The organism is Streptomyces sp. DH37, assembly GCF_029813835.1.
Classification (GTDB): Bacteria; Actinomycetota; Actinomycetes; order Streptomycetales; family Streptomycetaceae; genus Streptomyces.
This window is the reverse complement of sequence record NZ_JARVKV010000021.1, coordinates 18,111-40,193: the sequence shown is the minus strand read 5'-3', so window position 1 is coordinate 40,193 and position 22,083 is coordinate 18,111. Positions and strand designations below refer to the sequence as shown.

The 22,083-nt window shown below is 73.0% G+C and carries 19 protein-coding genes; 14 read left to right on the top strand and 5 right to left on the bottom strand.

Going from position 1 to position 22,083, the window contains the following annotated elements:
- Both QC029_RS13350 and QC029_RS13345 read left to right on the top strand, forming a co-directional pair.
- Nucleotides 1-453, top strand: coding sequence for a nuclear transport factor 2 family protein (locus QC029_RS13350; RefSeq protein ID WP_279555846.1), 453 nt, complete (start codon nt 1-3; stop codon nt 451-453).
- Nucleotides 454-533: 80 nt separating this feature from the next.
- Nucleotides 534-1,517, top strand: a complete 984-nt coding sequence (locus QC029_RS13345; RefSeq protein ID WP_279555845.1) for an SMP-30/gluconolactonase/LRE family protein — start codon at nt 534-536, stop codon at nt 1,515-1,517.
- Between the two features lie 82 nt (nt 1,518-1,599).
- Here the strand turns inward: QC029_RS13345 and QC029_RS13340 are convergent, their stop codons facing one another.
- Nucleotides 1,600-2,373 carry an AfsR/SARP family transcriptional regulator gene (locus QC029_RS13340; RefSeq protein ID WP_279555844.1) on the bottom strand — a complete coding sequence of 258 codons (774 nt, stop codon included), beginning with the start codon at nt 2,371-2,373 and terminating at the stop codon, nt 1,600-1,602.
- 2,185 nt (nt 2,374-4,558) lie between these two features.
- The gene (locus QC029_RS13335; protein WP_279555843.1) at nt 4,559-5,980 is read right to left on the bottom strand and encodes an aminotransferase class V-fold PLP-dependent enzyme; all 1,422 of its coding nucleotides are present in this window, start codon (nt 5,978-5,980) and stop codon (nt 4,559-4,561) included.
- Nucleotides 5,981-6,241: 261 nt separating this feature from the next.
- Here QC029_RS13335 and QC029_RS13330 point away from each other — a divergent pair, with 261 nt between their 5' ends.
- The 6 genes from QC029_RS13330 to QC029_RS13305 all read left to right on the top strand — a co-directional run bounded on the left by QC029_RS13330 (nt 6,242) and on the right by QC029_RS13305 (nt 11,407).
- The gene (locus tag QC029_RS13330; protein ID WP_279555842.1) at nt 6,242-7,381 is read left to right on the top strand and encodes an acyl-CoA/acyl-ACP dehydrogenase; all 1,140 of its coding nucleotides are present in this window, start codon (nt 6,242-6,244) and stop codon (nt 7,379-7,381) included.
- A gap of 75 nt (nt 7,382-7,456) precedes the next feature.
- Entirely contained in the window at nt 7,457-7,975 is a 519-nt protein-coding gene (locus tag QC029_RS13325) for a hypothetical protein (protein ID WP_279555841.1), read from the top strand.
- A complete protein-coding gene (locus QC029_RS13320; protein WP_279555840.1) occupies nt 7,972-8,541 on the top strand; it encodes a flavin reductase family protein in 570 nt (189 codons plus the stop codon). The genes QC029_RS13325 and QC029_RS13320 overlap by 4 nt, the downstream gene beginning before the upstream one ends.
- Nucleotides 8,542-8,599: 58 nt before the next feature.
- Nucleotides 8,600-9,589 carry a VlmB-like protein gene (locus QC029_RS13315; protein ID WP_279555839.1) on the top strand — a complete coding sequence of 330 codons (990 nt, stop codon included), beginning with the start codon at nt 8,600-8,602 and terminating at the stop codon, nt 9,587-9,589.
- A gap of 83 nt (nt 9,590-9,672) precedes the next feature.
- A complete protein-coding gene (locus QC029_RS13310) occupies nt 9,673-10,008 on the top strand; it encodes a VOC family protein (RefSeq protein ID WP_279555838.1) in 336 nt (111 codons plus the stop codon).
- A gap of 172 nt (nt 10,009-10,180) precedes the next feature.
- Nucleotides 10,181-11,407, top strand: a complete 1,227-nt coding sequence (locus QC029_RS13305) for a methylated-DNA--[protein]-cysteine S-methyltransferase (RefSeq protein WP_279555837.1) — start codon at nt 10,181-10,183, stop codon at nt 11,405-11,407.
- 33 nt (nt 11,408-11,440) lie between these two features.
- On the opposite strand, the gene QC029_RS13300 is transcribed toward QC029_RS13305, so the two are convergent.
- Together QC029_RS13300 and QC029_RS13295 are read right to left on the bottom strand one after the other, a co-directional pair.
- Complete coding sequence (locus QC029_RS13300) at nt 11,441-11,614, bottom strand: hypothetical protein (protein WP_279555836.1); 174 nt, start codon at nt 11,612-11,614, stop codon at nt 11,441-11,443.
- Nucleotides 11,615-11,711: 97 nt separating this feature from the next.
- Entirely contained in the window at nt 11,712-12,710 is a 999-nt protein-coding gene (locus QC029_RS13295; protein ID WP_279555835.1) for a bifunctional lysylphosphatidylglycerol flippase/synthetase MprF, read from the bottom strand.
- Nucleotides 12,711-12,974: 264 nt separating this feature from the next.
- Here QC029_RS13295 and QC029_RS13290 point away from each other — a divergent pair, with 264 nt between their 5' ends.
- The 6 genes from QC029_RS13290 (at nt 12,975) to QC029_RS13265 (ending at nt 21,239) form a co-directional block, all read left to right on the top strand.
- Nucleotides 12,975-14,120, top strand: a complete 1,146-nt coding sequence (locus QC029_RS13290; protein ID WP_279555834.1) for a sulfotransferase — start codon at nt 12,975-12,977, stop codon at nt 14,118-14,120.
- 27 nt (nt 14,121-14,147) lie between these two features.
- Complete coding sequence (locus QC029_RS13285) at nt 14,148-15,383, top strand: ABC transporter substrate-binding protein (RefSeq protein ID WP_279555833.1); 1,236 nt, start codon at nt 14,148-14,150, stop codon at nt 15,381-15,383.
- Between the two features lie 73 nt (nt 15,384-15,456).
- Complete coding sequence (locus QC029_RS13280) at nt 15,457-17,220, top strand: thiamine pyrophosphate-dependent enzyme (protein ID WP_279555832.1); 1,764 nt, start codon at nt 15,457-15,459, stop codon at nt 17,218-17,220.
- Nucleotides 17,207-18,568, top strand: coding sequence for a cystathionine beta-synthase (locus tag QC029_RS13275; protein ID WP_279555831.1), 1,362 nt, complete (start codon nt 17,207-17,209; stop codon nt 18,566-18,568). The genes QC029_RS13280 and QC029_RS13275 overlap by 14 nt, the downstream gene beginning before the upstream one ends.
- Before the next feature lie 58 nt (nt 18,569-18,626).
- Complete coding sequence (locus QC029_RS13270; RefSeq protein ID WP_279555830.1) at nt 18,627-19,790, top strand: Glu/Leu/Phe/Val dehydrogenase dimerization domain-containing protein; 1,164 nt, start codon at nt 18,627-18,629, stop codon at nt 19,788-19,790.
- 27 nt (nt 19,791-19,817) lie between these two features.
- Nucleotides 19,818-21,239: an adenylosuccinate lyase family protein gene (locus tag QC029_RS13265; protein ID WP_279555829.1), complete on the top strand. Its 1,422-nt coding sequence runs from the start codon at nt 19,818-19,820 to the stop codon at nt 21,237-21,239.
- Between the two features lie 41 nt (nt 21,240-21,280).
- On the opposite strand, the gene QC029_RS13260 is transcribed toward QC029_RS13265, so the two are convergent.
- Nucleotides 21,281-22,030, bottom strand: coding sequence for an SDR family NAD(P)-dependent oxidoreductase (locus QC029_RS13260; RefSeq protein ID WP_279555828.1), 750 nt, complete (start codon nt 22,028-22,030; stop codon nt 21,281-21,283).
- Nucleotides 22,031-22,083 lie beyond the last annotated feature (53 nt).

Below are 22,083 nucleotides of genomic sequence, written 5' to 3'. Positions count from 1 at the left end.
ATGTTGCCCACCCCGAACAAGCTGGCGGAGAACTACGTCAAGCTGTGGAACGAGCCGGACGAGAAGCTCAGGCGCGCGGGCGTCGAGAAGCTCTACACCCCGGACGCCACGTACATCATGTACCGGCGCGACCCGTTCCACGGCCACGAGGTGATCGCCGAGCAGATCACCTACACGTACAACATCTACTTCCCGCTGGGCTACCACTTCAAGTCGTGCTACAACGCCGTGGGCCACCACAACCTGGTGCGGTTCAACTGGGTCATGGTCTCCGACGAGACCAGCGAGGTGGAGATGGCCGGACAGAACACCGTCGTCCTGGCCGAGGACGGCCGCATCCAGGCCGACTACCAGTTCCACGAGAAGATCCCGACCGCGTTCGTCTACAACGACGGCTACGAGGAGACCGGGCGGGTGACGCGTCCCGCGCAGCCCACCCTGGTCCAGAACTGAGAGACGGCTCCGGTGGCCACGTGCGCGCACGTGGCCACCGGTCGCCGTCTCCAGGCCCTCTTCCCCACCGGGAGACACGGATGAACAGACTCATCAGAACACTGCTGGCCGCCGTCTGCCTGACCGCCCTGTCGGGCTCGGCGGCGGTGGCGGCGCCGGCCGGACAGGACGGCCCGGACGGCGGTACGGGCGACACCCTGGTCCTGCCGGGCGACGACTTCTATCCGGAGAGCATCATCGCGGGCCCCGACGGCACGCTCTACGTCTCCAGCCTCGTCACCGGCGAGATCGTCAGGTTCCGCCCCGGATCGAGGACGGCGGAGACCTTCGTGCCGGCCGACGTGAACGTCGGCACCGGCGGCGTCCTGGTCGACGGCGCGCGGGGCGTGCTGTGGGCCTGCGCGGTCGATCTGACCTACAGCACGCCCTTCATGCTGCGGGCCTTCGACCTGCGCGACGGGGACCTGCTGGCCAGCTACACGATCCCGGACCAGGGGATCTGCGCCGACATCACCCTGGCCCGGGGCGACGTCTACGTGGCGGACGCCTCGAACCCCACCCTCATCCCGTACCGGCCCGCCAGGCTGCTGCGGCTGAGCACGCCCAACCCGCTGCGGCCGACCCGGGGCACCCTCTCGCCGTGGTCCGCGGACCCGGCGCTCACCGGGCCCAACGCGGCGCTGCAGATCGACGGGATCGCCTTCGACGGGCGCTCGTCGATCTACACCACCAACAACGACACCGGCCAGCTGCTGCGCGTGGACATCGCCGCGGACGGCTCCGCGCGCACCCCCGTGGAGATCGTCCCGGGCCGCCGCCTCGTGGCGCCCGACGGGATCCGCATGGTCGGCCCCACCCGGCTGCTCGTGACCGAGCTGGGCACCTCCAGCCTGCTGCTCGTGGACGTCGCCGAGCGGACGACCACCGTCGTCGCCGAGGGGCTGAACGACCCCACCTCCGTCGCCGTCACCACGGCGCGGGGCACATGGGTGGCCGAGGGGCAGGTGATGAGCCTGCTGCGGGGCGAGCCCCCGGCGCCGCCCTTCACGATCCGGCGCGTGTGAGACGCGGTTCGGGCCCGTGACGGCCGGCGGCGCGCGGAGAGCACGTGCCGCCGGCCTCCCCGTCTCCGGGCACGTCCGGAGGTCAGGTGCGGGCGACGAGGACCCCGCTGAGGTGGGTGTCGTCCATCAGCGCCGGGTCGTGTTCGAGGATGGCCCTCTCGTACCACCGCAGCATCGGCGAGGGCTCGATGCCGAGGTCGTCGTCCAGGCGCCGCTGGAACTGCCGGTAGGTGTTGAGCGCGTCGATCTGGCGCCCCGAACGGTAGAGGGCCACCATCAGCAGCCTGTGGAACTGCTCGTGGAGCGGGTTCTGGGCCACCATCTCCGTCAGCTCGGGAACGATCCGGGCGTGGCCGCCGGCCCTCAGCTCGGTCTTGTAGAGCAGCTCGAGCGCGGCCGTGCGGGCCTCCTCGTACTTCGACGCCGCGGTGCGACAGAGGGGCCCGCTGGCTATGCCGCCGAAGACCGGCCCACGCCACAGCGCGAGGGCGCGCCGCAGGTCGGCGATGTCGCGGTGCGGATCCGCCCAGGCGTTCACCCGGATCTCCTCGACGGTGTCGACGAAGACCTGGGCGTCGAGCTCGCCCGGCTGGACGTTGAGCTGGTAACCGGAGACGGCGGTGGTGATCCGCAGGGCCGCGGGGTCCGGCTCGACCCGCACCAGGCTGCGGCGGAGCCTGCTGATCTGCGCCTGCAGGGCGTTGTGTGTCTTCTGGGGCGGTGTGGTGCCCCACAGCTCCTCGGTGAGGCTGTCGACGGTGACCAGTTTGTTCGCGCTGGCCATGAACGTCGCGAACAGCAACTGCTGCATGGCTCCCTTGGGACGGGTGACGTGGTCGTGAGCGCGGATCTCCATGGGGCCGAGTATCAGGAAACGCATGTGTGTTCCCCCGTAGGGTGGCAGAGGTCGGAGTCGTGCCTGTCGACTTGAGCACGGCATGTGCTGCCGTAATGACCAGTCACAGCCTGTGCTGACACGCTGGAATGCTGCTAGTGCCTTGACCAGGAGTTGACCGTCAGTACCCGCCGGAGCAGGTAAAGGCGGCGGATCTGCCCTTCCGTCCCGGCCGCCGGGGCAACCGGAGAGGGACGAACGGGCGGTCCCCATGCCACTGGCATGTCCCTCGGCACATCCGGGCGCGGTTCTCTTCCCGATCGGGAACGGTTCCGAGCCCGTGCGCGCGCCACCGGGCGTGCCGGGCCCGGGCGGCGGGCGCGGACAGGGGCGCGCGGAGAAGCGCAGGGAAGCGCGGAGGCGCGCGGGCACGGGGCCCGCCCTTCCGCGGCTCGCGCCTGGCGGGCCGCGGAGCGCGTCCGGGCCGGGCCCGTGGACCGGGCCCCGACGGCGTACGGCTCCGCGCGCTCGTCGCGCGCCGGGACCGGGACGCCGCGCGAGCCCCGGCACGGGAGCGCCGGGGACCGGTGACCCGCGAACGGTGGAGGCGCCCGGACGCCCGGGCGCGCCCCGATCGGCGGGCCCCGCCCGTGGTGTCCGCCCGCGGCCTCACCGGGCGCGGAGGGAGGACGGCGGTCCGGACGGCCCGGGAGGCCGGGCGCACCCCCTCCTCCGGGGCGGACTCCCCCGGGGCGGGCGCGGCGACGGGCCTCCGTCCCCGGTCCCCCGCGGACGGGGCGGCGGACGTCTCCGCCGGCTGCCGGGCGGACGCCGTCCCGTCCCCGGTGCGGAGTACGGGCGGCGGGGCGCCCCCGCGGCGGCCGGCGGCGCGGCTCCGGGTGCGCGTCCGGCGGCGCGGTCCGCAGTGTCCGGGGCGCTTCGCGCCGGACACCGCGGCTGTGAGGGTCGGTGGGCGGGCAGTCCTCCGTACCGGCGGCCGGCCGCCGCCGGTTCCGAACCGGCCGGCCCGACCGCGAACGAGCCGAAGATCCTGGGCAAGGGAAGCCTCCTCCAGCTGCCGTCATTCCCAGTTGGTCCTGCTCGGCCGCGCTGTCCGGCCACACCGGGAGGGGTGTTCCGGTGTGGCCGGCGCGCGGCTCAGCCGGCCTCCCTGGCCGGCGGGGAGCCGGGTCCGGTGGGCCGTGGCGCTCCGGGCGGGCCGGCGGGCGCCGGGAGGCCGGTGCCGAGGGGGGCGCCGGAGCCCGGGTCCGGAAGGAGAAGCCCCCGCTTCCCCGCAGCGCCGCCGGACCCGCTCCGGCGCCGCATCAACGGCCCCCCGGCCGGCGTGCGGAGGAGCCGGGTCTCCGCCGCGCCGGTCGCCGCCCGGGGGCCGGGAAAGGCGTCGAGGCCGGGCTCACCCACCCATGGACCACGACCGGCCCGCGCACCGGACACCGGGCGAGGGGGCTCCCGCCCGACCCGGCAGGCCCGGCAGGCCCGGTCACGGCCCGGTTCCGCGACAGCGGCGCACGCCCTCGCGCGTCGGCCCCCGCGGCCGCGGGGGTCACCGGAGCCGGCGGCAGGCCGATCCGTCGGCCGCCCGGCACGGTGCGCGCCATCGGCGTGCCGGGGACGAACTCCGGCATGCGCGCCGGCGGGAGGGCGGAGGCGGGCCCGGCCCTCCCGGCCAGGCGGCGCCGCAGCGGGAGGTACGGGCGGGAGAGGGTCCCGCGGGGCAGCGGCCGGTCCGGCCGGCCGGTGCCGAGGGGGGCGCCGGACTCCGGGGTCCGGACCCGGGCCGGCGGGGAGCCGGGGCGCCGCTGCCGCCGGGTGGCCGTGGCGCCGGCGAGGAGGACCGTCACCGCGAACGGCACGGCACGGCCGGAGCGGAGCCCGGCGGCACCGCGTCGCCGGCGGGGGCGGGGCATGTCGTCCGGACGCATCGCCCCCGCCGGGACGGAGCCGCTCGGGACGGACAAGGGGGAGGCGCCCACTCGGCCGGCCCGGCCGAAGGCGGCCCCGTGCCGTCCGGCCGCCTCGTCCTGGGAGGGGCTGAGCGGCGGGAGGGACTGGGAGAGGAGGAGGGACGCCGGTGGCGCGGCGGCGAACCGCGCCCCGGCGAGCGGCGGCGGCCCGGAGTGGGTCGCCTGTCCGGTGTCGGGCTCCGTACACGGATCACTTTCGTTCATGACGTGCTTCCTTACGCTTACGCGGTGCGTGGATCGGGACTTGCCGTCGCCGTCGCCGCGGCGACGGCGTTGCGGATCTCCTCGACGGTCCGGTCCACGTCCGCGGCCGTGGTGCGCCAGGAGGTGACCGAGACGCGCATGGCGGCACGCCCGCCCCATCTGGTCCCGCCGAACCAGCAGACCCCGCCGGCCTGGAGGCGGGCGATCACGTCCTGGGTGACCCCGTCGTCGTCGCCGAAGCGCACCAGCACCTGGTTGAGGGTGACCTCGTTGAGCACCTCGGCCCCGGGCAGCGCGTCGAGCAGTTCCGCGAAGCGGCGGGCGTTGGCGCAGCACCGGTCGATCAGGTCGGCCACTCCGGAGCGGCCGAGCGAGCGCAGGGCCGCCCACACCGGCAGGCTGCGCGCCCGGCGGGAGAAGTCGGCGACCCACTCGATGGGATCGCGCTCGGCCGGGGTGCCCGGCGGCAGGTAGTCGGTGCGGGCGTGGAGCATCGCGGTGCGGTGCGCGTGGGGGTGGGCCACGAACACCAGCCCGCAGTCGTAGGGCACGTTGAGCCACTTGTGGGCGTCGGTCGCCCACGAGTCGGCCCGCTCGATCCCGGCGACCAGGTGGCGCAGCGCGGGGCTCGCCGCGGCCCACATGCCGAACGCGCCGTCCACGTGGACCCAGGCGCCGTGGCGGTGGGAGAGGTCGCAGATCTCGCCGACGGGGTCGATCGCCCCGGTGTTCACGTCTCCGACCTGCGCGCACACGATCGTGGGGCCGTCGCAGTCGGCGAGGACCGACTCCAGCTCGTCCAGCCGCATCCGGCCCTCGTCGTCGGCGGGCACCACGCGCAGCTGGTCGGTGCCGAATCCCAGGTGGCGCAGGGCCAGGTCGACCGTGAGGTGGCGCTGCTCGCCGACGACCACGTCGACCCGCGGCGCCTCCCGCAGGCCGCGGCGCTCGACGTCCCAGCCGACGCCGGTGAGGACCTGGTGGCGTGCGGCCGCGAGGGCGGTCACGTGCGCCATGGCGCAGCCGGTGGGGAATCCCACGGACGTCCCGGCGGGCAGGCCCAGCAGGTCGAGGAGCCAGCCGGCGGCGATGTGCTCGGCCGTCGCCACGGCGGGTCCGAGGTCGAACACGCCGCTGTTCTGGTCCCAGGCGCCGGCGATCCAGTCCGCCGCGAGCGCCACGGGCAGGGTGCCGCCGACGACGTAGCCGAAATAGCGCGGTCCCGAACTGGCCACCACACCGCCCTCGTTGGCGGCGCGGGTCAGCAGATCGACGGTCTCGGCGGGTGCGGTGGGCGCCTCCGGCAGCGGACCGCCCAACAACTTCGTGAGCTCCTCGGCTCCGGCGGTGGCGCCGACACGGCGCGTCGGCAGTCCCGCCAGGTAGTCCATGGCCTGACCGGCCGCGTACGTCAGGAGTTCCGTTTCATCGGGGATCATTTTCCCGAAGATATTGCACATTGCTGACCGCTCGCTGACCGCTGGAACCACTATGTGGACCGAATCGAGAATCAGTTGAGTGTCAGTCCGACATCAGTCGACTGCTGCCATACTCGCTTCTCGTCGGTGGCCGGTTACCGACGACGTCTCCCCCCTCCCTCCCCGCGCGTCGGATGCCGCCGACGGATTTCGGCCGTGCCCGAGGCAGGCGGTTCTCTCGCACACGTCAGCTCAGCCCCCATCCTTCAGGGAGAGTCCGACATGCGTTTCCTCAGCACCGCACGCGATGCGTGCGAGAAGTTCCACCCGGGCCTGCTGGGCGCCCTCGAACGCGTTCCACTGGCGGAGCGCGAAGCCGCGGACAGCCGTGTCATCGAGGTCTTCCGCTCCCACGCGGGCGCCGGGCTGCTGGTGCCCACGGAGTTCGGCGGCCTGGCCGCCGGCCCCCTCGACGCCGTGCGCGTGCAGCGCGCCCTGGGTTCGCTGTCGCCCTCGCTGGGCGTGGCGACGGTGATGCACCACTTCACCGTCGCCATGCTGTTCAGCCTGGCGCAGAACGCCGACCGGCTCACGGAAGCCCAGATGAAGCTGCTGTCCACGGTCGCCGCGGACGGGCTCCTGCTGTCGTCCGCGTGGGCCGAGGGGCGCACCGACCAGAACATCCTGCTGCCCGCGGTGGTCGCCGAGCGGACCGCGGACGGCTACGTGGTCAACGGCGAGAAGAAGCCCTGCAGCCTGTCGCGTTCCATGGACCTGCTGACCGCCAGCGTCACGGTCGGCGACGAGCAGGGACGGCCGAGCCTGGCCCTGCTGCTGATCCCGGCGGACTCCCCCGGCATCAGCGTCGAGCCGTTCTGGTCGACGCCCGTCCTCGCGGCGGCGCAGAGCGACCTGGTGCGGCTGGAGAACGTGAGGGTGCCCGAGGAGCTGGTCATCAGCAGCACCCCGGAGGACCAGAAGCGCCTCGACGACCTGCAGACGGCCGGCTTCACCTGGTTCGAGCTGCTGGTCACCTCCGCGTACACCGGCGCCGCGGCCACGCTCGTCTCCCAGGTGTTCGCCGCCGGCCGCGGCAACGAGCACGCCCGGGCGGAGCTGGGCGTGCTCCTGCAGGCGGCGGTGGACCTTCAGGAGGGGGCGGCGCGCGCCGTCGCCGACGGCATGGACGGCGACGAGGCCGTCGCGGCGGTCCTGGTGGCCCGTTACGCCACGCAGGACCTGCTCGCCGCCGCGGTGGACGCCGCGACCGAACTGCTGGGCGGCATGGCCTTCGTCGGCTCGCCCGACGTGGCCTACATGGCCTCGGCGGTGCGGGCGCTGGCCTTCCACCCGCCGTCGCGGGCCAGCCTCGCCACCGAACTGACCGAGTACTTCGAGGGAAAACCGCTGCGGCTGTCCTGATCGGCGACCCCAGACGGAAACACCGGAGGCACGACCCGGAAGTCACCGGCCGTGTGACGGCTTACGGAGGAGACCATGGACCAGAAGAATCCGTTCGAGACACGGAACACTTTTCGGTTGCACAGAGCGGAGTACCTCGTCGGTTTCGCCCTGTCGATCGTGCTCATCATCATCCATTTCGGGGAGATCCGCTGGATCCCCTTCATCGCGCTGTTCGCCTACATAGACCTCTTCGGCTACATACCCGGAGCGATCGCGTTCCGCCGGAGTTCCGACGGCCGCATCTCCAAGGTCTACTACGTCCTCTACAACACCATGCACAGTCTGATCACGCAGGCCGCGGTGGTGGGCCTGTGGCTGTGGCTGGTGGGTCCGGAGTGGGCGCTGCTGGCCATCCCGTTCCACGTGTTCGGCGACCGCGGGCTGTTCGGCAACTTCCTCAAGCCCTTCGGCCTCCCCTTCGAGCCGGTGGGCACCGACCCGCTGTACGAGAGGATCGCCGACCGGCTGCGGCTGCGCTCCCAGGTGGCCGGACCCGTGCCCGGACCCGCGGCGCCCGAGGCCGCGGAGGTCAGGCAGGGAGCGACGCTTTGAGTTCCGTTTCCGGCGCGCCCGGGTCCGGCGAACTGGTGACGGTCGGTATCCAGCAGTCCACGGACAGCGGCACGAGCCGCCGGGCGCTGCGCTGCCTGGCCTCCGGCGTCACCGTGCTGACGGTCAACAGCGACGGCCTGCTGCACGGCACCACGGTCAGTTCGCTGGTGGCCATATCCCGTACCCCGCTGGTGCTCGGCGCCTGTCTGCGGCTCTCGTCGGGCTTCACGGAGCTGGCCCGCAAGTCAGGTTCGTTTTCGGTCAATGTCCTCTCCTCCGAACAGGCCTCCGTCGCCCGCTGGTTCGCCTCGCCCGACCGGGGCCAGGGCGGCGCCCAGTTCGCCGACGTCGTCTGGAGCACGGACCGCCACACCGGCGCCCCGCTGCTCGACGGCTCCCTGGCCCACATGGCGTGCGCCTACCTGGGGAGCCAGCGGATCGGAGACCACGACCTGATCACCGCCGAGGTGATCGCCGGGGCGCCGGGGACCGGCGTCCCGCTGCTCTCCTTCGCCGGGGGTCTGTGCCAGGAGGGCTCACCGGCCCCCGGCACCGCCGACCTCTGACGCGCCGCAGGCGCCCGGCACCCCGCCCACACCCGAGACACACGAGGAGTGAATCGCGATGACCACTGAGATACCGGTCGAGGCCGACTGGGACGAGGCTCCCGGCCTGCTGGACGGAGCCGGCTCGCTGTCCCTGACCGTGGACCAGTGCGACCTGGCCTACTGGTTCTCCGCAGTGGCCCAGGGGACCCTGCGCGACCGTCCCCTGGGGTACGACCCGTCGGTGGTCACCCCCGACTACATGCGCGAGCCCGGACCGCTGCGCGAGGCGCTGCGCCTGGAACTCGCCTACCGGGCCCTGGACGAGGAGGCCGCCACCCGGGTGCTCGCCGACTACGTGGCCACCGCCCCCGGCATCCCCGAGCTGGAGTTCTTCTCCACCCAGCTGATGGACGAGGCCCGGCACCACATGATCTTCCGCAACCACCTGCTGAACCTCGGGGTGCCCGCGGAGGAGCTGATGCCCTGGATCCGCAGGACCGGCGCCGAGTACGAGAAGCAGGTCCTGACGCCCATCAAGGAGTTCGCCCGGACCGTCACCCGCGAGGAGGGCGACTTCATCGGCGGCGTGGTGGCGTTCGCCATCATCATCGAGGGCGTGCTGGCCGCCTCGACGGAGCTCAGCGAGCGCAAGTGGGGCGTGCTCGACCCGGTCGCCGGCGAGATCGCCCGCGGCGCGGCGATCGACGAGATCCGCCACCTGGCCGTCGGAAGCTCCATCGTGCGCGAGCACCTGCTCAAGCACCCGGAGGACCGGGACCACGTGATGGGGATCCTGCGGCGCGGCCGCGAGCTGTGGGGCGAGATCAACGACCGCGAGTTCGTGATGCACCGCGAGGAGCTCTTCCAGGAGGGCATGCTGCAGCACCGGGAGCTGCTGCGCGACTTCGAGCTGTTCCCGGGCTGCCTGATGCTCGATACCACCCCTCAGTCCCGGTGGGACCTCGCGGCTCGCTGGAATGACGAGCTGGCCGAATCTCGCCTGGCGTACATGGGCCTGCCGGAGGCCATCGATCTCCTGCGTGCGCAGGCTCCGAGAATTCTGTAAGAATCCACCCCGGCGGCGTCGGCGCGGTCGGCGCCGCCGTGTTGTGTCGCAATATTCGCAAGAGTGTCCAAGGAGGACCTCCAGTGACCGTTCAGATCGGCAACGTCTGTGTCGACACCAACGACCTCGGACGCGCCTCCGATTTCTGGAAGGCGGTGACGGGGTACAGCGTCTCGTCGTCCGACGAGACCACCGTTTACTTCGAGGACCCCGACAAGAAGGCCGTCGGTCTGTCCCTCCAGCTGGTCCCGGAGAAGCGGCAGGGCAAGAACCGCCTGCACCTCGACTTCTTCACCGACGAGCTGGAGAAGGAGGTCGAGCGCATCAAGGGCCTGGGCGCCACCGAGGTGGCGAAGTACGACGGCTGGGTCGTGCTGAACGACCTGGACGGGAACGAGTTCTGCGTCTGCGCCTCCTGACGTCGGCCGGTGGGTCCGGCCCACCGGAAATGGCGTTGTGAGCGGGAAGCGGCAGGTCGGCATCATACGCCGGCCTGCCGTTCCGGTTTCAGGCGGTCAAGCGGCGGTCGACCGGTGCTCGAGCACCGGTGCCATAGGATTTCGCGGGACACGGGAACAGGCGGCACGAAGCATGACGGAAAACGGATTCACACTGTTCGACACCGCCCTCGGCCGGTGCGGAATCGCCTGGAGCGGGCACGGGATCGTCTGCGTGCAGCTCCCGGAGGGCAGCGCGGCCGGAACGCGCGAGCGCCTGGCGGGCGCGGTGCCGGACGCACGGCCGGCGGAGCCGCCGGCCCCGGTGCGCCGGGCCGTCGACGCCATCACGCGGCACCTGCGCGGCGAGCCGGCCGACCTGTCGTCCGTGGAGCTGGACATGACGGGCGTGCCCGAGTTCCGCCGGCGGGTCTACGAGGCGGCCCGGGCCATCCCCGCGGGCACGACGCTCACCTACGGCGAGGTCGCCGAGCGGCTCGGGCGGCCGGGGGCCGCGCGGGCCGTGGGCCAGGCGCTGGGCCGGAACCCCTTCGCGCTGCTCGTGCCCTGCCACCGTGTCGTCTCCGCCGGAGGCCGGCCCGGCGGTTTCTCCGCGCACGGGGGCGTGGCGACCAAGCTGGGACTGCTGGCGATCGAGCGGGCCGGCGCGAACGGCGCCCCGGCGCCGGCCACGGGCCTGACGGACCGGGCAGGCCGGACGGGCCTGACGGACAACGGATTCCCCTTCGACCCGGCCGTGGCGGTCGCCTACCTCCGCGGCTCGGACCCGGGCCTGGCCGGGCTCGTCGACGAGGTCGGCCCGTTCGCCATGCGGCTCAACTCGGCGGCGAGCCTGTTCGCCGCGCTCGCCGAGGCCATCGTCTACCAGCAGCTCGCGGCCAAGGCGGCGGCGACGATCCACCGCCGGGTGTGCGCGCTGTTCCCGGAGACCGGCGAGGGGCTGCTGCCCGAGCTGGTCCTCGGCGCGTCCGACGAGCAGCTGCGCGGTGCGGGTCTGTCGCGGCCGAAGCTGGCCTCCCTGCGGGACCTGGCCGAGAAGGTCGTCTCCGGCCGGATCCCCGAACTGGACGCGATCCGGGAGATGGAGGACGAGGAGGTGGTGCGCCACCTGTCCTCGGTGCGGGGCATCGGCCGGTGGACGGCCGAGATGTTCCTGATGTTCCGGCTGGGCCGCCCGGACGTGCTCCCGCTGGACGACTACGGCATCCGCAACGGCTTCGCGCTCGCGTTCGGCAGGAGGGAACTGCCCGGGCGGGAGGAGATCGAGGAGCGGGGCGCGCTGTGGCAGCCGTACCGCACGGTGGCGTCCTGGTACCTGTGGGAGGCGGTGGAGCGCACCAGGAAGGGGCCGCCGGCCTGAGCCGGGCGGCCCCCTGGCGTCCCTCGCCGAGCGCTACGGGCGCGTCGCCTCGGGCCCTCCCTCGTCGAGCAGCCGGTCGAGCTCCCTGAGCGCCTCGTCGGCGGCCCGCCCCGTCTCCCGGTCGTCGGGAGCGGCGGCCACGGCCCCGAACAGCTCGAAGACGCGCTGGCCGACGGCGTCGATCCGGTCCTGCGGCGTGCCGGACATGTGGTTCCTCCTCATGGTCTGCTGTGTCCCGCGTCTCCCCGCTCCGCGTTCCGCGCCGCGCCCGCCGGGGGCCGGGGGGAGGTGCGGCCGTGCCGTCTCAGACGGCGTTGCACGCGCGGAAGATGTGCACCAGGGCGGGGATGCTCGCCCCGTGCTGGAAGGCGACGTACTCCGGCAGGACGAGGTCCGGCGCCCACTTCTCCTTGTAGGCGAGCTGGGTCTGGGCCGGGTACACCGCCTCGCCGTGCTCCCACAGGTGGCCCATGAACCAGTGGAAGCCGCGGCTGTACCCCGGGAGCCTCGGCTGCGTGTCCAGCGAGGTGAAGGGCGTGAAGCCGAAGTGGAGCCAGCGCGCGCCCTCGGCCGTGAAGGTGTCGATGGCGGCCTTGTTGATCGCCTCCATCACCCCGGGCGGCGAGTCGGGGTGCCGCCGGGTCAGGTCGTGCAGCCAGCCCGGCCGCGAGCCGTAGACCGGCGAGTAGGTGATGTAGCCGGTGAGGCGGCCGTCGAGCACGCCGACGAACAGCCGGCGCATCGGCTGGTGGGCGTCGCCGTACTGGCCCACCAGGAACTCCAGGGGCTTGGCGCCCTCGCCCTTCGTGCCGAGCCAGCCGGCGTCCAGTTCCCGCATCCGCTCGTACCACGGCTCGAGCGGGACCTCCTTGATTTCCAGGCCGCTGCGCAGCGACCGGGAAATCTTGTTGCGCAGCTGCATGAAAGCGGTGCCGCGCAGGGTGAACTTCTCCAGGTCGACGGCGTAGGAGGCGCCGATCTGGTTGACGGTGAAACCTTCCGCCAGGTACGGCTCGGCGTCCGGCCCCTGAAGCTGCACGGTCACGATCTCCCGGCCCTGCCCGGCAGCGTGGGCCACGAACTCCTTCAACAGCCGGGAACGGTGCTCGACGGGTGAGAAAGGCCCGCCGAACTGAACCATGTATCTCCCTGTCGTCCGGTAGACGATCACCCCGGGAGCGTTCTCGGATTCGAAGTAGCTGTTTCCGTCGTTGAGCGCGAGAAATGAACTCGGATTTTCTCCGACTGTGTACTTCTGAATCGCGCTCAATACGGTGTCTGTTTTCACCGGGGCTTCGGTCATCTTCTGCTCCCGTCCATAGCACACCACCAGGTCCGGAGATTTTCCGCACACTGTCGCACGGTCGGCGGCGTTTTTGCAAGGCTTTCCTCCGGCGAACAGCGTCAGGTATTCGTCAGCGGCATGTCAGATAGCCGCCTCTACCATGGGCCAAGTGAACCGCGAGCGCTGCGGCTGGCTTTATCGAATCCCGCTGCCTCCTTTTCGGGCGGTTTTCTCATCGAATCCGACTCTCTCGGCGGAAGGCAGGAGCACGTGATTCCGGATATGGCCGGCAGCTCCCCGGCGGACACCGCGGACCTCGATCCGGCCTCACTGGCGGCCGAGGCGCGCCGCACCGCGGGGGCCGGCGCGGAGGTACCGCTGCGCTTCCTCGACGACCTGGGGAGACTGGCCGGTTCCATCGACGCGGAGGCCCGGCTCCACACCCGGGGCCGCGAGCGGGCCCGTTCCGCGCTCGTGGCCTCGCTGGTCACCCAGATCCGCGTCGGGCGCCTGACGGCGGCCGTGCCGCACATCGCCGACGTCCCCGTGCGCCCGGTGTTCATCACCGGTCTGCTGCGCACCGGCACCACCTTCCTCCAGCACCTGCTCGCCCAGCACCCGGGTCTGCGGGCTCCCGAGCTGTGGGAGACCATGGCCCCGGCCTCGACGGAGGACCCCGACGACCTCGTCGCCGCGTGCGAGGCGTACATCGAGGAGTACTACCGGGCCGCGCCCGGCTTCAGATCGATCCACCTGCTCACCGCGCGGCTGCCGGAGGAGTGCCACCGGCTGACGGCCAACTCCTTCCGCCACTCCATCTACGCGCTGCGCTACCGCGTGCCCGGCTACGCGCGCTGGCTGGACGGGCAATCGATGATCCCGGCGTACGAGTTCCACCGCGAACAGCTGCGCTGCGTGCTGTGGCAGCGGCCCGGCGCCCCGGTGCTGCTCAAGTGCCCCTCGCACCTGTGGCACCTCGACGACCTCGCCCGGGTGTACCCGGACGCCAAGGTGATCCGCCTGCACCGCTCCCCCGTGGTGGCGGTGCCCAGCGTGTGCAGCCTGACCGCGACCGTCCGCGCGGCCCGCTCCGACGACGTGGACCGCGAGGAGATCGGCCGGTACTGGCTGGAGCACGCGGCCCGGGCCCTCAACGGGCTGCGCCGCGGCGCCGGTCCCACGGCCACGCCCCCGCTGGACCTGTACTTCACCGACCTCGTCGCCGACCCGCTCGGCACCGCCGAGCGGGTGTGCGACCACATCGGCGTGCCGATGACCGCCGAGGCCGGCCGCCGCATGACGGCCTTCATGGCGGCGGAGAACGACGCGACGACCGGCCGCCACGCCTACGCGCCGGAGGACTTCGGGCTGAGCGAACGGCTGCTGAAGGAGCGCTTCTCGCCCTACCTCGCCGAGTTCGGCCTCTGAACGCGCACCCACACACGAGGAGACGACATGACATCCGTCCCGACCACCCACGAGGGCCGAGCCCGGGCCGACGTCGAGGAGGTGAACCGGCACGCCGGCGACAACCCGGTGCGCATCGGCATCATCACCCCCCTGAACGAGCCCGGCGACCCCACCGCGGGCGAGCTGGTCGTCCGCGGCGCGCGCCTGGGGGCCGAGTACGTGCGGGAGCACGGCGGCACACGCGGCGGCCGGCAGGTGGAGTTCGTCCTCTACGACGACCAGGCCACGGCCGCCGAGGAGGGCATGGCGAAGTCGTCGGCCGCCCAGATGGCCAAACTCGCCCTGGTGGACGGCGTGGTGGCCGCCATGGGGCAGTGGCACCTGCGCACCACGCCGTGGGTGGTCGACGTGGCGAGCCGCTACGACCTGCCGATCTTCGTCGAGAACGGGCACAGCCTCGTCACCGCCCAGAAGCGGCGCAACGTCTTCCGCTCGTACTTCTCCATCGCCGACCGGGTGCCGGTGATGCTGGACTTCGCGGCCTCCGCCGGCATGCGGCGCATCGGGCTGATCGCCGCGGACACCGTCTTCGGCCAGCAGATGGCCGACACCCTCGTCGAGTACGGCACCCAGCGGCACGGCATGGAGTTCCTGCGGTTCGACTTCCCGCAGGACGACACGGTCGACTTTCGCGAACAGCTGCGGGCCATCCGCGACTTCGAGCCCGACCTGTTCATCAACGGGGCCGTGATCAAGACCAACTACATGATCATCGAGCAGGCCACCGAGATCGGCCTGCGGCCGAACGTCCCGATGATGGTCACCTTCGGGTTCCCGCTGCGCTCGGAGGACTTCTGGCGGCTGTCGGGCAAGGCCGGCGTCGGCACGATGTGGCCGGCCATGCGCTACCGGCCCTCCTGGGAGGGGCTGACCGACATCGGCCGCTGGTTCATCGACCGCTACACCGAGCGCTACGGCTCCTTCCCGCCCGACACGGCGCTGACCCACTTCACCGACGTCACCATCATCGCCGCCGCTCTGGACGCGGCCCGCTCCGACAGCCGCGAGGACCTGCTGGACGCGCTGGAGGCGATGGAGTTCCCCACCTGGCGCGGCCCCGTGCGCTTCGGCCGCGGCCCCGCGCACTGGCACCACGACGCGCCGGAGCTGGCCCTCCTGCAGTACCAGGAGTACGAGCAGAGCTTCGACGAGTCGGCCATCATCCACCCCCCGCAGACCGCCACCGCCGCGTATCTGCCCCCGGCCGGCCTCTCGGCGTGATGAGACCTCCCTTCCCCAGCTCCTTCTCCACCCCCCTTTCCCAGCCCCCTTCCCAGCATCGAGGAGGTCGAAGGTGCCGGCAGCAGTGAACGCCGAGCGGGCGGCGGAACCGCCCACCGTCGCGCGCACCGTGGCGGCCAGTCTGCGCGGCCACGACGTCGACCGGGTGTTCTGCGTGGCGGGGGAGAGCTACCTGCCCGTCCTGGACGCCCTGTACGACATGCCGGAGGTCGACGTGGTGACCTGCCGGCACGAGGGGTCGGCCGCGTTCATGGCGCTCGCCGACGCCAAGCTCACCGGACGGGCGGGAGTCTGCCTGGTGAGCCGGGGCCCGGGCGCCGCCAACGCCGCCATCGCCGTGCACGCCGCGGCGGAGGACGCCTCTCCGCTGGTGCTCCTGGTGGGCGGGGTGCCGGTGCGGGAGGAGGACCGGGAGCCGTTCCAGGGCATCGACCTGTCGCGGCACTTCTCCGGCATGGCCAAGGCCGTGTGGACGCTGCGCGAGCCGGGCACCGCCGCGGAGTTCCTCGGCCGGGCCGTGCACCTGGCCGAGGCCGGCACCCCGGGACCGGTGGTGCTGTGCGTGCCCGAGGACGTGTGGGCGCTGCCCGACCCGGTCGGCACGCCCTCCCGGCGCACCGTGGCGGGCCCGGCCGTCCCGGACTGGGAGAGCTCGCGCCGCATCCGGGAGCTGTTGGCGAACGCCCGCCGCCCGCTGCTGATCGCCGGGGCCCGGCTGGAGGGCCCGGAGGGCCGGAGGCTGGTGCGCGACATCGCCGAGCGGCACCGGATCCCGGTGGTGACCAGCAACAAGAACCAGCACCTGCTGCCCAACCGGCATCCGGCCTACGCCGGGCACCTGCACAACGCCACGCAGGACGACCAGCTCGCCGCGCTGGAGCGGGCCGACCTGGTGCTGGCCGTGGGGACCCGCCTCGACGGCACCACCACCAGGCGGCGCCGGTTCCCGGCCGCCCCCGAGCCGCGCCGACCGCTCGTGCACATCTACCCCGACGCCGAGCGGATCGGCGCGTTCCACCGGCCGGACGTGGCGGTGGCCGCCGACCCGGTGGCCTTCCTCCGGCAGCTGACCGGCTGGTCGCCCTCCGACCCCGGCGGGGAGCGGGCCCGCTGGACGGCCGAGCTCCACGCCATCGAGGTGGAGAAGGCGCGCTGGCACCCGGTGGAGGCCGACGACGGCGTGGTGTTCGGCGCCGTGGCCGCCGCGCTGGACGAGCTCACCGGCGGTGACGCGACGGTGGTCGTGGACTCCGGCACGTTCACCAGCTGGACGTACCGCCACGTCCGCTTCGGTGAGCGGGGCAGGCTGCTGGGCATCAGCTCCAGCTCCATGGGGTTCGCCGTCGGAGCGGGCGTGAGCGCCGCGCTGCGCGCCACCGGCGTGCCGACGGTGGTCGTCGTCGGCGACGGCGGGTTCCTGATGAACGGGGGCGAGCTGATCACCGCGTGCGCCCGCGGCCTGCCGGTGGTCTACATCGTCGCCAACAACGGCAGCTACGGCACCATCCGGCGGCACCAGGACAAGGACTTCCCCGGCCGGACGATCGCCACCGACCTGGACAACCCCGACTTCGGCCGGCTGGCCGAGGCGCACGGCGCGCTGGGCCTGACCGCCCACACGCCGTCGGAGGTGCGCCCCTGCCTGGCCAAGGCGCTGGAGCACGGCGGGCCGGCCGTACTGGAGGTGCGCACCAGTCTGCGGTACTCGAACCCGTACCGGCGGCCGGCCGGAGACGGCTCCGCCGCGCACGGGCCGGGCCGGGGGAACACGGCGGCAGGCACCGCGAACGGAGGAGGGACCCATGCGATGCCATGAATCGATCGTCGAACTGATCGGCGACACGCCTCTGGTGAGGCTGCGGCGGCTGGGCGAGGGCCTGGCCCCGACCATCGTGGCCAAACTGGAGTCCTTCAACCCGGGCGGGTCGGCCAAGGACCGCATCGCCCTGCGGATGATCGAGGCTGCCGAGCGCGACGGCCTGCTGGAACCGGGCGGCACCGTCGTGGAGCCCACGTCGGGCAACACCGGCGTCGGTCTGGCCCTCGTCGCCCAGCAGCGCGGCTACCGCTGCCTGTTCACCTGCCCGGACAAGGTGTCGCCCGACAAGATCGCGGTGCTGCGCGCCTACGGTGCCGAGGTGCGGGTGTGCCCGGCCGCGGTGCCGGTGGACCACCCCGACTCCTACCGGAGCACGGCGGCGCGGCTGGCCGCCGAGATCCCCGGCGCCTTCTCCCCCAACCAGTACGCCAACGCCGCCAACCCCGAATCCCACTACCACACCACCGGGCCGGAGATCTGGTCGCAGACCGAGGGACGGATCACCCACTTCGTCGCGGGCGTCGGCACCGGCGGCACCATCTCGGGCACCGGGCGCTTCCTCAAGGAGGTGTCCGGCGGGAGGGTGCGGATCATCGGCGCCGACCCGCACGGGTCGGTCTACTCCGGCGGCACCGGACGGCCCTACGTGGTCGAGGGCGTCGGGCAGCCCTCCCTGCCCGCCTCGTACGACCCGGACGTGCCGGACCGGATCGTGGAGGTGTCCGACCGGGACTCCGTCGGGCTGACCCGGAGGCTGGCGCGCGAGGAGGGCATCCTCACGGGCGGCTCGGGCGGCATGGCCGTGGCCGCCGCACTGGAGGTGGCCCGTGACTGCGGTCCCGAGGACGTCGTCGTGGTGCTCGTCCCGGACTCGGGACGGGGCTACCTGTCGAAGATCTTCAACGACGACTGGGTGGAGCGCCTGGGCTTCGCCGAGCGGCCGGGGACGGCCCCCCGGGTCGAGGACCTGCTGCGGCGGCGCGAGCAGGGCCGGGAGCCGGTGTTCGTCGACCCGCGGGAGACCGTGGCCAACGCGGTGAAGCTGATGCGCGACAGGGGCCTGGACCACCTGCTCGTCTCCGCGGCGCAGCCGCCGGTGCGGCTGCCGGAGATCCTCGGCGTCCTCACCGGGAGCGGTCTCGCCGAGCGGCTGGCCCACGGTCCGGTCGGCCCCGGCGACGAGGTCGCGGCGCACATGTCCGCCCCACCGCCGCACGTCGGCGTGGGACAGCCGGCGGCCGAGGCGGCGGCGCTCCTGGGCCGGGCCGACGTCGCCGTCGTGGTGGACGGCGGCCTGCCGTGCGGCGTGGTGACCGCGCGCGACCTGCTGTCCCTGCTGGCGTGAGCGGCGTCGGCGCGGCCCGCGCCCCCGAAGCAAGCCCGAAGGCGGGAAGGAAACGGCGATGACAGAGATCCTCACCTACGAAGACCCGGTCGGCGGCGCACGCGGCTGGCTGGCGTACGACGGCTCCGTGAGCCCCCTCGCGGCCGGGGGGTGCCGCATGCGGCCCGGTCTGACCGCGGAGGAACTGAGCGAGCTGGCCGAGCGGATGACGCTGAAGCAGCGGGTGCTGGGGCTCAACGTCGACGGCGCCAAGTGCGGCCTCGACCACGATCCCCGCGCCGAGGACGCCGAACGCGTGCTGGAGGGCTTCCTGGCGTTCCTCCACGACGAGCTGCACAACCGGTTCAGCATGGGATCGGACATGGGCACCGACTGGAACCAGCTCCAGCGGCTGGCGGCCCGCAACGGCATCCCCTCGGTCAAGTACGCGATCAGGAAGGCGCAGGGCCTGACCGACGAGGAGTTCTCCGCCCGGATGGCCCGGCTGGACGACCGGGTCGGCATGCTGACGCTGAGCCGGCGGCGGGCGGGGCACGTCCTGGCCCACGCCGCGATCGGCGCGGCCCGCGCCGCCGGCGTCACCGGGAAGGTCTCCGCCGCGCTCCAGGGATTCGGCACCCTGGGCCGCGCCGCCGCGCACGGCTTCCTCGACGAGGGCGTACGGGTGGTCGCGGTCGCCGACGAGCACGGCTGCGTCGTGGACCCCGCCGGGCTGGACCTGTCCCGCATGCTCCACAGCCCGCCGGGAACGCCCGTGCCCCGGATGGACGTCGCGGGCACCCGGCTGCCGGGCGACGCGCTGTTCGAGATGCCCGCGGACGTCCTGACCCTGGCGGCGGGGGCCGACGCGGTCAGCGCCGGGCACGCGGCCGCACCGGCCTGCCCGGCGGTGGCGGTGGGCGCCAACTGCGGTCTGAGCGAGTCGGCGGAGGGGACGCTCCACGACCGCGGCGTCCTGGTCGTCCCCGACTTCATCGGCGGCATCGGCGGTTCCGCCTCCATGGAGGCCCTCTTCGGCCCGCCCGCCCCGCCCACCGCGTCCGAGGTGCTCACCTCCGTGGCCCACCTGGCGCGCCGGCTCGTGGACGACCTGTTCTCCACCGCCCGCCGCCACGGCGAGCCGCCGCGGCGGGCCGCCCTGCGCCTCGCGGACCGCGCCGGGGTCGACCCCGGCGCGCCGCCCTACGGCCACAGCCCCTACCTCACGCGCTCAGGCGTCTGAGCCTCCGCCCCGACCGAAGGGACAGTCATGAGCAACCACTCCCACACCGCGTCCCGCGGCGACGACTGTCGGCACGAACGCGGCCACATCACCGACTCCCGGTTCTACGGCAACCGCTACTCCTCCCCCGACAGCCGCCGCGTGTTCTGCGACGTCTGCCGGCACCAGCGCTGGCTGGACATCGAGGCGGCCCTGGCCCAGGCGCAGGCCGAGCTGGGCCTGATACCCCAGGAGACGGCCGACCGCATCGCCGCCACGGCCTGCATCGACCTGATCGACCTGGACCAGGTCCAGCTGGAGATCGAGCGCTCCGGCCACTCTCTGGTGGGCCTGCTGCGGGTCTTCGAGGCCGCCTGCGGGCCGGAGGCGGGGCAGTACATCCACTACGGAGCCACCACGCAGGACATCCAGGACACCGGGCAGGTCCTGGAGATCCGCGACGTCCTGGACATCCTGCAGCCGCAGCTGGCCGAGATCACCCGCGTCCTGGCCGACCTGGCGGAGCGGCACGCCGACACCGTGGCCCTGGGCCGCACCCACGCCCAGCCGGCCCTCCCCATGAGCTTCGGGCTGAAGGTGGCCGGCTGGACCGACGAGCTCCTGCGCCACCTGAAGCGCCTGGAGGAGCTGCGCGAGCGGGTGCTGGTGGCCCAGCTGTTCGGCGGCGCCGGGACGATGGCCGGGTTCGGCGACCAGGGCCCGGCCCTGCTGGAGCGCTTCGCCCACCGGCTGGGCCTGGGCGTGCCGACCACCGGCTGGCACGTGGCCCGCGACAGGCCCGCCGAGTTCGTCAGCGCCCTGGCGATGGTCACCGGCACCCTCGCCCGGATCGCCGACGAGATCCGCACCCTGTCGCGGCCGGAGTTCGCCGAGGTGCAGGAGGCCTGGCGGCCCGGCAAGGTCGGCAGCAGCACCATGCCCCACAAGCGCAACCCCGAGCGCTGCGAGCAGGTGGTGGTGATGGCCCGCCTGGCGAGCGCCCAGGTCTCCGTCGCGCTCGCCGGGATGATCGGCGACCACGAGCGGGACGCGCGCGCCCTGCGCGTGGAGTGGGCCTGCATCCCCGACGTCTCGCACTACTGCCTGGCCGCCTGCGCCATGACGCTGGAGAGCGTCACCGGGCTGATCGTCCACACCGACCGGCTGCTGAGCAATACCACCGACGTCGCCGACAAGGTCATGTCCGAACGCCTCATGCTGACCCTGGGCCGGCAGGTCGGGAAGCAGCGCGCCCACGAGCTCGTCTACGAGGTCACCCAGCAGGCGCAGCAGCAGGGCCTGCCCGTGCGCGCCCTGCTCGACGGCCACGCCCAGATCGCCGGAAGACTCACCGCCGAGGAACTCGACGCGATCTTCGACCCGGCCACCTACCTGGGCGCCTCCTCGGCGCTGACCGCGCGCACGGTGGCCGAGGCGCGCAAGACGCTGGCCGTGACGGAACCGCTGTGAGGCGCTGCCCGTACTCCGCGCCCGGCACTCCCCCGCCCCGCTCAGCCGCGTCCCGGTATGGCGCCTCCGTTGATCTGGACGATCTGGCCGGTGATGAAACCCGCGTCCGGGCCGGCCAGGTGCGCCACCGTGGCCGCCACCTCGCGCGGTGTGCCGCCACGCCCCACCGGGGCCTGCCGGGAGCGGCCCTCGTGGAACCCGGGCGACATCCGCTCACCGTAGAACTCGGTGTCCTGGATGTAGCCCGGGGCCACCATGTTCACGGTGACGCCCTCGGGCGCCAGCCGGGCGGCCAGCTCCACCGACCACGGGTGCAGGGCGGCCTTGGAGCCGCCGTAGGAGGCCGGGCCGCGGAAGGCCGCGACCGACCCGACGGTGACGACACGGCCGCCCGGCCTGCGCAGGGAGGGCAGCAGGGCGTGCGTGAGGAGCACGGCGGGCAGGACGTTGCCGGTGACGTTGGCGAGCCAGCCCTCGCGCACCTCCTCCAGGGTCTTCGGCGGGTACGGCGCCCGGTTGCCGCCCGCGTTGTTGACGAGCACGTCCACCGGCCGCCCCAGGGAGGCGATCTCGTCCGCCACCCGCTCCACCTGGTCGGGTGCGCTCAGGTCCGCTGTCATCGGCAGCGCCCTGCCGCCCCGGGGGTCGGCGTTGAGTTCGTCCGCGACGGCGGCCAGGAGTTCCGCGCGCCGTCCGACCATCACCACGTCGGCCCCCTCGCCCCTCAGCGCCTCGGTCACCGCGCGTCCGATACCGGTCGCCGCGCCGGAGACCACCGCGAGCCTGCCCATGTCCCCCACCCCTTTCCCGTGTTCCCCGTGTTCCCGGTGTTCCCGGTGTTCCC